The 13204-nt window shown below is 50.7% G+C and carries 13 protein-coding genes; 7 read left to right on the forward strand and 6 right to left on the reverse strand.

The features are described from left to right. Positions 1 to 14: 14 nt before the first annotated feature. Positions 15 to 1016, reverse strand: coding sequence for a DctP family TRAP transporter solute-binding subunit (locus UM181_15370; protein WQC62677.1), 1002 nt, complete (start codon positions 1014 to 1016; stop codon positions 15 to 17). A gap of 467 nt (positions 1017 to 1483) precedes the next feature. Between UM181_15370 and UM181_15375 the strand changes: the two genes are divergently transcribed. Next, complete coding sequence (locus tag UM181_15375) at positions 1484 to 2671, forward strand: cytochrome P450 (GenBank protein ID WQC62678.1); 1188 nt, start codon at positions 1484 to 1486, stop codon at positions 2669 to 2671. Here the strand turns inward: UM181_15375 and UM181_15380 are convergent. Continuing rightward, positions 2668 to 3129: an Lrp/AsnC family transcriptional regulator gene (locus tag UM181_15380; protein ID WQC64777.1), complete on the reverse strand. Its 462-nt coding sequence runs from the start codon at positions 3127 to 3129 to the stop codon at positions 2668 to 2670. The genes UM181_15375 and UM181_15380 overlap by 4 nt on opposite strands. Positions 3130 to 3270: 141 nt before the next feature. On the opposite strand from UM181_15380, the gene cysG reads away from it, so the two are divergent. From cysG to infC, 6 genes are all read left to right on the forward strand, one after another. After that, complete coding sequence (gene cysG, locus UM181_15385) at positions 3271 to 4668, forward strand: siroheme synthase CysG (GenBank protein ID WQC62679.1); 1398 nt, start codon at positions 3271 to 3273, stop codon at positions 4666 to 4668. Then, positions 4668 to 4982: a DUF2849 domain-containing protein gene (locus UM181_15390; protein WQC62680.1), complete on the forward strand. Its 315-nt coding sequence runs from the start codon at positions 4668 to 4670 to the stop codon at positions 4980 to 4982. The genes cysG and UM181_15390 overlap by 1 nt, the downstream gene beginning before the upstream one ends. After that, positions 4969 to 6639: a nitrite/sulfite reductase gene (locus tag UM181_15395; GenBank protein ID WQC62681.1), complete on the forward strand. Its 1671-nt coding sequence runs from the start codon at positions 4969 to 4971 to the stop codon at positions 6637 to 6639. Before UM181_15390 ends, UM181_15395 begins: the two co-directional genes overlap by 14 nt. A gap of 64 nt (positions 6640 to 6703) precedes the next feature. After that, complete coding sequence (locus UM181_15400) at positions 6704 to 7081, forward strand: DUF934 domain-containing protein (GenBank protein ID WQC62682.1); 378 nt, start codon at positions 6704 to 6706, stop codon at positions 7079 to 7081. 66 nt (positions 7082 to 7147) lie between these two features. Further along, positions 7148 to 7948 (forward strand): ferredoxin--NADP reductase, encoded by an 801-nt coding sequence (locus UM181_15405; GenBank protein WQC62683.1) that lies wholly within the window; start codon positions 7148 to 7150, stop codon positions 7946 to 7948. A 164-nt stretch (positions 7949 to 8112) separates the two neighbouring features. Continuing rightward, the gene (infC, locus tag UM181_15410) at positions 8113 to 8658 is read left to right on the forward strand and encodes a translation initiation factor IF-3 (protein ID WQC64778.1); all 546 of its coding nucleotides are present in this window, start codon (positions 8113 to 8115) and stop codon (positions 8656 to 8658) included. A 95-nt stretch (positions 8659 to 8753) separates the two neighbouring features. Here infC and UM181_15415 read toward each other — a convergent pair whose 3' ends face one another. The 4 genes from UM181_15415 to UM181_15430 form a co-directional block, all read right to left on the reverse strand. After that, a complete protein-coding gene (locus tag UM181_15415; protein ID WQC62684.1) occupies positions 8754 to 9752 on the reverse strand; it encodes a molybdopterin-binding protein in 999 nt (332 codons plus the stop codon). Further along, the gene (locus tag UM181_15420; GenBank protein ID WQC62685.1) at positions 9752 to 10735 is read right to left on the reverse strand and encodes an XdhC family protein; all 984 of its coding nucleotides are present in this window, start codon (positions 10733 to 10735) and stop codon (positions 9752 to 9754) included. The genes UM181_15415 and UM181_15420 overlap by 1 nt, the downstream gene beginning before the upstream one ends. A 22-nt stretch (positions 10736 to 10757) precedes the next feature. Then, positions 10758 to 12017: a VWA domain-containing protein gene (locus UM181_15425; GenBank protein ID WQC62686.1), complete on the reverse strand. Its 1260-nt coding sequence runs from the start codon at positions 12015 to 12017 to the stop codon at positions 10758 to 10760. A gap of 100 nt (positions 12018 to 12117) precedes the next feature. Next, positions 12118 to 13017, reverse strand: a complete 900-nt coding sequence (locus tag UM181_15430) for a MoxR family ATPase (protein WQC62687.1) — start codon at positions 13015 to 13017, stop codon at positions 12118 to 12120. Between the last annotated feature and the right edge of the window lie 187 nt (positions 13018 to 13204).

The following is a 13204-nucleotide window of genomic DNA, read 5'->3' on the forward strand; positions in this document are numbered from 1 at the left end:
CAAACCGCCTGCGATCAATGCTTGGCGTTAATCGCTTGAGCTGCTTCAATATTGTCTTGCCCAACATCACTGCGGAATTGCTCCCACACAGGCTTCATTGTCGCAACCCAATTTTCACGTTGGGCGGCGCTTAATTGACGCACAACACCACCGGCGGCGATAATTTCCTGCTTTGCGGCCTCATTCACAGCGGTTGATTCTGAATTTCGCGCCTCGGTCACTTCAGCAATGATTGTGCTTAACTGATCGCGAATTTCACCATCAAGCCCATCCCACCAATCTGTTGAGGTAACCAAGAGGTAATCGATAATACCGTGATTGGTTTCGGTTGTCCCATCCTGCACTTCAAAAAACTTTTTGCCGTAAATGTTTGACCAGGTATTTTCCTGCCCATCTACAACGCCGGTTTGTAGCGCACCATATACTTCAGAGAAGGCCATCGGCTGCGGGGATCCCCCCAATGCGGCCATTTGCGCCTTTAGCACTTCTGAATTTTGAACCCGGAATTTGAGTCCATTGGCATCAGATGGATCATTCAGCGGTTTATTTGCCGACATTTGCTTCATACCATTATGCCAAAATGCCAATCCAAGCAAACCACGGCGGGTCATGCTTTCCTTCATAGATTGGCCTGCTGCGCTATTTTGAAACTCATCCACAGCATTTACGTTTTTAAACATGAATGGCAGGTCAAAAATCCGAAACACTTTTGTAAATTGCTCAAATTTTGAAAGGGATGGCGCAGCCATTTGCACGTCACCTTGCAACATCGCTTCCAAAACTTGGTTGTCATTATACAACGTTGAGTTTGGAAACACTTCCAGACAGGCTTTGCCATTCATCTCGTCATTGACGCGGCTTTGCAGCAGCGTCGCAGCAATACCTTTCGGGTGTTTATCGGTATTTGTCACATGGCTCAGCTTGATGACAATTTCACCCTCATCACAAGCGGCAAAAGCGCCGGATGCTGAGGCAGTTAAAGCCATCGCAGTGACAGCAGCGGTAATAAGTTTCATCTAATTTCCTCCCAAAGATGACAACACCCGAGCGGGCAATGCTTACGAAGTAATATTTTGGTTACAGTTGCAAGAGACATTATTGTCACGGCCCCTGCATTATCAACGGATCAACCGGTTTCCTGTCATTCGAAACACCCGTGCCCGTCTTGCTATTTTAAATTATGGTGGTTTGTGAATGAAGAGCCTGCTTCGGCAGAGATCACAAAAACCCACCATTTTAATGTTACAGTTAAGTAAACGAAGATCTCAAAAGAAGATGGCGCATTTTTTGGGGGTTGAGGAAGGCAGGCGCTTTTCACAACCGCGCACGCGCTCACTTTGAAAGACTGCCCGCACAGTGAAACGATCCCTTACCTGCAGGTCTAACCCGATATATTATGATCTCCAGCCGCATTTGTCGCCAGCGAACATCTCGCAATCTGCGACCGCATCGGTTAGGCTGATCGTGCTTTAAGGACATCACTATGCATATACTCGAACAATCCCCCACCGATTATACGTTTGTTCAAAACCCCTACCCTTTTTATGAAAGCGCCCGGCGCCTGCAGCAGCCGGTATTTTGGCGCGATTACAACATGGCCAGCTTTTTTGATCATCAAAGCGTGATGTCCTTGCTGAAAGATCGCCGCTTTGGCAGGGAATGCCCAAAAGATTTGGCGCAACCCACGCCCAAGCATCTCGCCCCTTTTTATAAGCTGGAAGCAAATTCCATGCTTGAGCTGGAACCCCCGCGCCATAGCCGCTTACGCGGGCTTGTGTTGCGCGCCTTTACGTCGCGACGCATTGCCTCGCTAGAGCCCGAGATCAAGCAGCTATGCCATAGCTTGATCGACGATTTTAAAACCTCAGAAATTGATCTGTTAGAGGCCTATGCAAAGCCCTTGCCGGTGATCATAATCGCACGCCTTCTTGGCGTTCCTGAAAGCATGGCCGATGAATTGCTGCGTTGGTCAAATGATATGGTGATGATGTATCAAGCGCGGCGCAGTAAAACGCTGGAAGCCCGTGCGGTTGCTGCCAGTAAGGCGTTTTCAGATTTCATGCGCTCTTATATAGAAGAACGACGTACGCGCCCTGCGGATGATTTGATCACCCATTTGATTGCCGCTGAAGAAAATGGTCAACGTTTGACAACCGATGAAATGATCACCACTTGCATCCTTTTGTTAAACGCCGGGCACGAGGCCACGGTACATACATTGGGCAATGGGGTGAAAACACTTCTTGAAACCGGGGTGCCGGCAAGCTGTTTGGCGCCAGAACATATTGACGGCACTGTTGAAGAGATTTTGCGGTATGATCCACCGCTACATATGTTCACGCGATATGCAAATGAAGATCTTACGGTTCAAGGGCATGCGCTTAAGCGCGGTGATCAAATCGCATTAATGCTGGGCGCCGCAGGGCGCGATCCAACCAACTGGCGCGATCCGGATGTTTTCGACCCTAGCCGAGACGTAAAAACAAACGCTGCCTTTGGGGCAGGCATCCATTTTTGCTTGGGCGCCGCGCTGGCGCGTTTGGAATTGCGGACTGCTTTGCCGATTGTTTTTGAACGCTGCCCGCAGCTGCAACTGGCCAGATCCCCCGGTTATGCTGATGTTTACCATTTCCATGGGTTGCAAAACCTGTTCGTGAATACCGGACCTTAAAGCGGCAGCATCCTGGTGGATTTTATTTCCTCCATTGACAGCAACGCCGTCACATTATGCACTTTCACTTCGGAAATCAGCCGTTGATAAAAAGCATCATAGGCGCGGGCGTTTTTCACCCGCACTTTTAATATATAATCAATATCCCCCGCAAGCCGATGCGCCTCTTGTACTTCCGGGTGATTCTGCAATGCTTTAAGAAAACTTGCCTGCCACGCTGCGTCATGTTCACTGGTGCGGATCAGCACAAAAAAACAAGCTTCAAAACCTAGCGCTTCTGCATTTAACTCAACCGTTTGACGCCCAATCAAGCCAAGCGATCGCATTTTGCGGATACGATTCCACACAGGCGTCTTGGACGAGCTGACTTTTCCAGCAATTTCATCCAAAGACTGGCCAGCATCAGATTGAAGCTCTGCAAGAATTTTTCGATCTGTCTCATCCAAGCGCGCCATGATTCCACTCCCATCCCGTTTATCAAAAAGGTAATTCTAAAAATTAGCCTTTATGAAAATATTTTTCTTATTTATTCGGCAATATAGCCAAAACTTAGAATTATTTACTATACAAGAGTAAATAAATCAAACAGGAAACGCATCGTGGATCATTTCCCAATTTTCTTAGCTGTCGCCGGAAGACGCATCATCCTATCGGGCGGCGGCGATGCTGCGATCGCCAAGTTGCGGCTCTTGTTCAAAACGACGGCGCATATCACCGTCTTTGCCAAAGATCCTTTACCTGAAATCTGGCATTGGGAAAAAAGCGGCAAACTGGCTTTGGTGACGCGGAAACTTGAAACTGGCGATGCTCTTTGTGCGGCGCTGTTTTATGCGGCAAATGAAGATGCACAAGAAGATAGGCGTGTGGCCAAACTCGCCCATGAAGCGGGCGCTTTGGTAAATATCGTTGATAACCTACAGGACAGCCAATTTATCACGCCCGCAATCGTGGATCGTGATCCCGTAACGATTGCGATTGGAACCGAAGGCGCCGCGCCTGTTTTAGCGCGTGCACTCAAAGCCGATTTAGAACACAGATTACCCGCGCAAATTGGAGTTTTGGCCCGGATTGCAAAATCCTTTCGAAAAAACGTGAATGCCTTGCCAATGGGCCGCGCGCGGCGCAGCTTTTGGAGCGAATTTTACTTTAACACCGGCCCAAGAGCCCTGGATGAAAGCGGTGAAGCTGGCATAGGCAGCGCTTTGTCAAACTTACTTAAAACGCATCTCAAGAAAGCCACCCCAACGGGGCATGTGATCTTTGTTGGCGCTGGGCCAGGTGACCCAGAGCTTTTGACGCTGAAAGCCTGTAAAGCTTTGGATAGGGCCGATGTAGTGCTTTATGATCGCTTGGTTGGCGACCCAATTTTAGAATTGGCCAGACGCGAGGCGCTGTTGATTGACGTTGGGAAAACAGGGTTTGGGGCCTCAACCCCGCAACAAGAAATCAATGCCTTATTGCTTAAGCATAGCCAGAACGGTCAAATTGTGGTGCGTTTAAAGGGCGGTGACGCAACAATTTTTGGCCGCCTAGATGAAGAAATCGACGCCTGCGAGGCGGCAGAAATCGAATGGAGCATTGTGCCAGGTATCACGGCGGCCTCCGCTGCCGTCGCCGCGATCGGACAATCGCTGACGCGCCGTCAACGCAACGCCTCGGTCAAGTTTTTAACCGGCCACGATATGCACGGGTTTCACGAGCAAGAATGGCAAGCTTTGGCGCAACCGAACACGGTTGCAGCAATTTATATGGGAAAAAAATCCGCACGGTTTATCCAAGGCCGGCTTTTGATGCATGGGGCTGATCCGAAGACAACTATAAGCATCGTGGAATATGCCTCGCGGCCGCATCAACGGATCATTGAAGCGCGCTTGGATAATCTGGCTGAAACTTTACGAGCGCAGAGCGTATCGGGGCCCGCGCTTACGTTATTTGGTCTGCCAGCGCGAAAAGCTGCATTGCAGATCGAAAACCACCACGCAAAAGTGAGCGCCTGATGCCCAGCAAATCTTACAGTAAAGTGATCACTGCAAATGCACTATTAAACGGAGATGTGATCTATCTTAACGCCAAGGGGGGCTGGACGCGGCAGCATTCAAACGCCAAAATATTTCACGCAAAAAAGGATGCACAAGCTGCTTTAAATACAGCCACCGCTCAGGCATCTCACGTCGTGGGGGCCTATCTGGCCGATTTTACAGACGAAGACGCGGGGCCAAAGCCGGCTCATTTCCGAGAGGTATTCCGCACCAAGGGGCCTGGGAATTATTTCCATGGCAAACAAGCAGAGGCAAAAAATGTATCAGTATAACGGGTTTGACACCGCCTTTTTAAAAGAAAGAAATCTTCAATTTCGCGATCAAGTGCGGCGGCGTATCAGCGGCGCGCTTAGCGAAGAAGAATTCAAACCACTTCGCTTGATGAATGGGCTTTATTTGCAGCTTCACGCCTATATGCTGCGCGTGGCTATTCCCTATGGAACTTTAAACAGCGCGCAAATGACTGCTTTGGCCTCAATCGCGGAAAAATGGGATAAAGGCTACGGTCATTTCACAACCCGTCAAAACATCCAGTTTAACTGGCCCAAATTGCAGGATGTTCCCGATATCTTAGATGCACTGGCTGAGGTGGAAATGCATGCGATCCAAACCAGCGGCAATACCATACGCAATGTCACGGCAGATCATTTTGCGGGCGCCGCAGCGGATGAAATTGAAGACCCACGCCCCTATGCAGAGCTGCTTCGGCAATGGTCAACAGACCATCCCGAATTTCAATTTATGCCGCGCAAATTCAAGATTGCAGTGAGCGGCAGCGCAAAGGACCGAGCCGTAACGCGCGCGCATGATATTGGCTTGCTTCTCAAAAAAAGAGGCGCAGAAATTGGCTTTGAAGTGATTATAGGCGGGGGGTTAGGTCGAACCCCGATGATTGGCAAAACCCTCTGCGAATTTTTACCAAAAAGTGACCTATTACCCTATGTTGAGGCCATCGTGAGCGTTTGGAACCTTTTGGGGCGCCGCGATAACAAGTATAAATCGCGCATAAAAATCACGGTACATGAAAAGGGGCTGCAAGAAATTCAACGCCTTGTCCTAAAACGGTTTTCGGAACTGCGTCCACAATTTAAAGGGCAGGATCAAACGCTTCTAAAGGCTCTGAAAAAAGCCTTCGCAACCCCCGCTTGGATTGATACCCCAACCACCACATTTCACGAAAATTATGCAACATATCCAAATTTTAAGTCCTGGGTGGATATCAATACCAGCCCGCATCGCAACAATGATTACGCCATAGCAACTGTCAGTCTAAAAACTCCGGGGCAAACGCCAGGCGATGCCAGCAGCGCGCAAATGCGCGTGGTGGCACAACTGGCCAAAACCTATAGCCATGATGAGCTTAGGATAAGCCATGCGCAGAATATTGTCCTGCCCCACGTGCATAAAAGCCATCTTTTCGCGCTTTATAACGGCCTTTATCCGGCCGGATTGGCAACCGCCAATGCAGGGTTGATCTCAGACATTATTGCCTGCCCAGGAATGGATTATTGCGCTTTGGCAACCGCGCGCTCAATCCCCGTGGCGCAAGAAATCGCGCTGCGGTTCAAGGCTTTAAAGTTAGAGCATGATATCGGTCCGCTGCAAATCAAAATATCGGGCTGTATAAACGCCTGCGGACATCATCACGTTGGGCATATCGGGATATTGGGGCTGGATCGCGCCGGCGTTGAAAACTATCAAATCACGCTTGGCGGAGATGCCACAGAAACCGCTACCATCGGAGAACGTGCCGGCCCAGGATTTGACGCGTCTACCATCGTTTCGGCGATTGAAAGGGTGGTGTTTACCTATCTTGATCTGCGCCTTTCCAACCTAGAAACCTTTCTCGAAACCTTTCGCAGAGTGGGCGCGCCACCTTTCAAAGCGGCCCTTTATCCGGATGCCAGCGAAGGCAAAAACGCCGCTTGAAACCCCTAAACAGCTATAACAGCGTGCGCCAGAAATGGCGTTTAAGAAAGACTGGAACACTCAAATGGATGTTATTGTTACGGATAGCGGATTTTCAGCCGACACTTGGAGCGATGAGACCACGTTCAGCTTCGCTTCAGAGACCAATCCCGAAAACCTAACCCTACCCAAGGCTATTCAGCGGGTAGTCATCACCTTTCCTAATTTTGCCGATGGGCGCGGGTTTACGCTTGCTCGATTGCTGCGGTTGCGCGGGTATACCGGCATTCTCAGAGCCAAAGGGCCCATTATTTCTGACCAATACGCGATGGCGCGCAGATCGGGCTTCGATGAAATTGCAATTTCGCAAGCTCAAGCCCTGCGCCAACCTGAAAAAGATTGGGTTTTTCGGTCAAATTGGACAGCCCACAGCTATCAATCACGATTGCAAGCAAGCGGCTAGAAATTCATTTCAAAACCCGTTAAACCTGTTCCCAACTGTAAATACAAACTGACAGAGTATATTATTTTGAACCAAACTGCTGTTATAAAACCCACCAGGCTGCCCGATGCGCAAACCGTTACCCATGTTCAACATTGGACAGATCGTTTGTTTTCATTTCGCGTAAAACGGCCACAAAGCCTGCGCTTTCGATCTGGCGAATTCGTCATGATCGGCCTTTTGAAAGACGATGGAAAACCGCTTCTGCGGGCGTATTCTATCGCTTCGCCCTCTTGGGCTGAGGAACTTGAATTTTACTCGATCAAAGTACAAGATGGCCCGCTGACCTCGCGGCTTCAGCATATCCAACCGGGGGATGAAATCATCCTGAGGCCGAAGCCGGTTGGAACGCTGGTGCATGATGCATTGCTACCTGGAAAACGCCTATGGTTTTTCGCCACTGGAACCGGAATTGCGCCGTTTGCTTCCTTGGTCCGCGAACCTCAAACTTATGAAGATTATGATCAAATCATTCTAACGCATACTTGCCGAGACCGCGCAGAATTGACCTATGGCAGCGAATTGGTAAACGCGCTATCAGACGATCCCTTGATCGGAGAGATGATCGGCGACAAGCTTACCTATTATCCGACGACCACGCGCGAACAAAGCCCAAAGATGGGGCGGATCACCGATCTGTTGAACAATGGCGAAGTGCTGAGCGATCTTGGAATTGACACGATTAACCCAAAGACAGACCGAGCAATGGTCTGTGGGTCATTGGGCCTGAACACAGATTTAAAAGCTATTTTGGAAAGCTATGGGCTTAAAGAAGGCGCCAATTCGGAACCAGCCGAATATGTTGTTGAAAAAGCGTTTGTCGGGTAATTAGGCTCGGCGTGGTCTATTATGTGCTGAAACGGCATAATTGTTTGTCTTTCAAGCAACAGAGCAACAAAACCATTACTGGTTTTAGAAATAACGCTTGTCATGGGTGAGCAGTCTCGATATCGCAGAGATCAGTTAAGCTTAACAAAATAAGGAATGATCCCATAGCTCGCAGACCTCACAACGCGCCACCATCGCGCGAAACCGGACCCCGCGTAAATGATCGCATAGACAGCTCGGAAATACGGCTCATTGGGGCCGAAGGTGAAAACGTAGGGGTGGTAACCCCCGCACGCGGCCAAGAACTTGCAGATCAAGTCGGTTTGGATTTGGTTGAGATTTCTCCCAACGCCAGCCCACCCGTTTGTAAAATTATGGATTTTGGCAAATATAAATACGAGCAACAAAAACGCGAATCCGAAGCCCGTAAAAAACAAAAAATTATTGAGATCAAGGAAATCAAATTCCGACCGGGGACAGATATCCACGATTACGAAGTGAAAATGCGCAGCGTGTATAAATTTTTGGAAAACGGTGACAAGGTTAAAATCACCATGCGCTTTCGAGGACGCGAGATGGCGCATCAAAATCTGGGCCGCGAACTTCTGGAACGGGTGGCAGATGATGTTAAAGAATTGGGCAAAGTAGAAAATATGCCGAAAATGGAAGGTCGTCAAATGACGATGATGATCGGTCCTGCCGCAAAATAATCTCAAACTTACGCTTAAAATTTTATTCAAAACCGAGGCTTTGCCTCGGTTTTTTTGCACTTACAACCATAAATGCCCGCACAAGAAGGCGCGCGTTATCCCTCGGAACGCCGCCGAGGCTGAGGCCGGGTTGGAATTTCTTTCAGCAAGCCTCCAATCGCCATTTCAGCAAAACTGTGATCATCCAGCGTAACGCCGCAGGCAATCCGAGACAAAACCCAATCCGCCCCGTTTAGCGCCGGAGATCTTACGCACCCAGGAAATCCAATTACCGGCTTGCCAGTGAGCGCGCCTAAAAACAAAAGATTTCCCGGATCAACAGGCATTCCAAATCGTTCGATGTTGCCCCCCGCTGCACGCACAGCTTTCGGAGCGGTGTCATTGAAATCAGAGGTGGCAGAGCTGGTGAGCATTAAAATGAGATCGCCCGAGGCATCCTTCAGCGCATGCGCCATCTCTTGGGTCTGATGAGGCGTGGTAACCACTTCCACTAGCGTGATATTTAAAGCAGCAAGCCTTTGCCTTATCGTTTCAACGCCCTTTTCGCCAGGGCCACCTTTCGAAACACTCACAATCAAGCTGGCAGAGCGCATAACGGGAGGCAGTACTTTAATCGCTGCCTGCGCCAGCTTGCAGGCCGCTTGTAGCTTGTCACCAGACACGCCATAGCTGATGATTTTTACCGTTCCCACCAAGCTTCCGGTCGAAACCTGCTGATATTGGGGCAAGGTCGCCAAAGAAATCATTGAATCTATAGAATTGAGAGCGATCAATTTTTTAACGTTTTGACTAACCACGCCTGCCCCTGTGGCAATCAGATTGACCCGCCCCGTGAAGGCCGCACTCAAACGCAAGCCGGCCTGCTCAGGATAAGGCACCAAGGCCTTTGCCAAAGCAACAGCCGCCGCATCTTCCGCAATATCGCGCTCTTGCAAGCGCGCCGCGCTGATATGCGTTATGCCGGCGCGCGTTAATTCATCGATATGATCCTTGTTCAGCGTCACGCCTTTGCGCAGCCGCCTGCCCAGCAGGTCAATCGAATGCGCAAGAATACAGCCCTCTGCGGCGCTTACAGGCAGCTCATCAAATATCATCAGGGCAACCGCAGCGTGGCTATCATTTGAGCTAAAATCGACGCAGCAATCTCGGCCGGGGTTGCCGCCCCGATTGGCAGCCCCACTGGCCCATGAATTCGACCAATTTGGGCCTGAGAAAACCCCAAGCTCAAAAATCGTTCAACGCGCGTATGATGCGTGCGCGTCGAGCCAAGAGCACCGATATAATAAGCATTTGAGGCTAAACCAACCTGCAGCGCCGGGTCATCAAGCTTTGGATCATGGGTCAACAGAACCAAAGCGCTCCGCGCTTCAAGCTGTAAATCACGTAGCGCCTGATCTGGCCAATCCTCAATAATTTGGTGATTGGGAAACCGCTCAATCGACCCAAAGCTTCCCCGTGGATCAATTAGATAAACATCAAACCCGGCCAGCTCGGCCATCGGCACAAGCGCCTGCGCAATATGAACGGCCCCAACAATAATCAATCTTAACTTTGGATTATGAACCGAAACGAATGTAACACCATCGGGTTCAAACCCTGAACGGTCAAGCCGCATCCGCTCGTCATAACCGTGTGCGTGCAAGGCATTTGCGCCCGTTTCACAATTCACACAATAGGCCATCGGTTGACGTGCGGCGCGCGCAGCCACCAACTCGGCAAGCAACGGTTCTGACAGGACAGCGCCCACCGGTTCCAGCAACACGCGGATCGTACCTCCGCAGGCCAATCCCACCGCAAACGCATCCCCGTCGCTTATGCCATATTCTAAAACCTTGATCTCTCCAGCGCTTAGCGTCTCTAAGGCCTCGAGCACAACGGCCCCTTCCACGCAGCCACCAGAAACCGAGCCCGCCATATCCCCCTGCCCGCTAATCACCATCTGACCGCCGATCCGCCGCGGCGCTGAGCCCCAAGTTTGAACAACCGTGGCAAGCACAGCCCCGCGCCCCTCTCGATGCCAGGCTAAGGCTTGCTCGGGGATTGCTTCAATTTGCTTTGCGCTATTGATTTCGGTCAATTTACATACCCTATTTTCAGTTTCACGCCATCGTTTTTAATATCCGAGTTTTCGCGCCCACATCATCTGGCGCTGAAACAACCTCGGCCAATTCCATCAAGGACGCAATAGAGTGGCTGGCTCTTAGGCTATCAACATATGGCAAAATCGCGCGTATGCCAGCAGCCTTTGCGCTAAATTCATCCCACCGCAACAAGGGGTTTAACCAGATTAAGCGCCGCGCTGTTCGTTGCAGGCGTCGCATTTCTTCCCCAAGATCTGCGCTTACGTCGCGCTCTAAACCATCGGTAATTAGCAGCACAACTGCGCCTTGGCCCAAAACGCGCCGCCCCCAATCCCGATTAAAGGCTTGCAAACAACTGGCGATGCGGGTTCCACCTTCCCAATCCTGCGCTTCAACACCCGCCGCTGCAAGCGCGGTATCCACATCAGATGTCTGCAAATGTCTGGAAATGTTCGTTAGGCGCGTTCCAAATGTAAACCCGTAAACATGCGCCCAACCACCCTGCTTTTGATTGCTCACCGCGTGTAAGAAATGCAACACCATTCGACTATATCGGCTCATGGATCCTGATATATCACAAAGAACAACCAAATTCGGCCATCGCACACGCGGCTTTTGATACGCAAGTTTATGCAACTCGCCGCCTGAGCGTTGCGCCAACCGCAGGCTACCAGCCCTGTTTATCACGCTGCGCCGTGACGCGCGTTGCCAGCGCCGTGACATAAGCGGAGGTATAGGCAGCTCTAACCGCGCCAACATCGCCTTGGCCTCGGCGATTTCCTCAAGGTTCATCTGCTCAAAATCCATCGATTTTAATCGTTCTTGCGCAGAGGCTGTCAGCGCCCAATCCAGCTCAAGCATAGGTGCCTCGTCTTGCGGCAGCGGCGTCTCGATTGGCGCTTGCGGTTGTTCGCCATCTAAAAGCGCTTCGGCAGCGCGCTTTTCAGCCGCAACCGCGCCAGTTTTCTCGGGTGCAGCGCCGATTGAGGGCAACATCAGCGCCATCATATGCTCAAGATATTGCGGATCGCGCCAAAACAAACGAAACGTTTGGTCAAACACCGCGCGAGACTCTGGCCGAGACACAAAGCAGGCATGCAAGGTCCAATAAAAATCTTGCTTTTTGGTAAAGCCTGCCGCAGAGACAGCCTCAATAGCATCGATCACCCGCCCGGTTCCAATCGGTAGACCCGCGCGGCGTAAGGCTCGGGCAAAATGCATGATATTCTGCGCTAATTTGGGGTCATCGGGCAGGTGTAAAGGATGATACCGCGCCATTAGATCGCCATCATTGAAACGCAAATAGACCGCGCGGCGCCTTCTATGGTGAGAAAACCATACCGGCAGCTCGGCGCGAAAATCAAGAAACGCGCCCGTGTCATGCAGGGTTCAGATTTCTGCGCGCGTCATCCAAAATCCGCTTGGCCTCTGATCCCTGCAGCTTTGAAATATCGTCTTGGTATTTCAAAATGGCGCCCAGCGTATCTGCAATCACCTCGGGGCTTAACGCAATACAATCCAGCGCCAATAAGCATTTGGCCCAGTCAATAGTTTCGGCGACGCCAGGCTTTTTAAACAAATCTTCTTGCCGTAAGGCTTGAATAAACGCCACGACTTCGCGGCTTAGATCCGCCGCAAGCTCGGGAGCCTGCGCCTTTAATATCGCCAGCTCGCGGTCAAAATCAGGATAATCAACCCAATGATACAGGCAGCGGCGCTTAAGCGCATCATGCACCTCGCGGGTTCGGTTCGAGGTCACTATCACAATCGGCGGCTCGGGCGCTTTGATGCTGCCAAGCTCAGGAATAGTGACTTGAAAATCTGACAGCGCCTCAAGCAAAAAAGCCTCAAAGGGCTCGTCAGTGCGATCCAATTCATCAATCAACAAGATGGGGGGGCCACGGTCGTCGCGTTGCATGGCTTGTAGAAGGGGGCGCGCGATCAAAAACTCTTCGGAAAACAATTCTTGCTTCAAACCCCGCCGCTCAACGCCGCCGGTGGCTTCTGCAGTGCGAATGGCGATCATCTGCGCGGCAAAGTTCCATTCGTAAACGGCAGAAGAAGCGTCTAACCCTTCATAGCATTGCAACCGAATGAGGTTGCGCCCAAGGCAGGCCGCAAGCGCTTTGGCAATTTCAGTTTTACCCACCCCAGCTTCACCTTCTAAAAACAAGGGTCGGCCCAATTTCAATGATAAAAACACCACCGTCGCCAAAGCACGCCCGCAGACATACCCACCAGCGTTCAACCGTTCTTGAACTTGATCAATCGATTCCACCCTAAAACCTTCCCCTCCGCCAGCACATATAGCTGCATCACTTAGCGCGAAGGTCAAGCCCCAAGGCGAGAAAGCGCAACTTCGTAATTGGCCCATAAACGGGCATGCATAAAGAAAGTTGCGTAAAAGACAGACCATAAGGGCTGTTAAAAAAAGTTAGTCTACGATATCCAATGCCCTCTGGAAA

It is taken from the genome of Alphaproteobacteria bacterium US3C007, from assembly GCA_034423775.1.
Taxonomy (GTDB): Bacteria; Pseudomonadota; Alphaproteobacteria; order Rhodobacterales; family Rhodobacteraceae; genus Thalassovivens; species Thalassovivens spotae.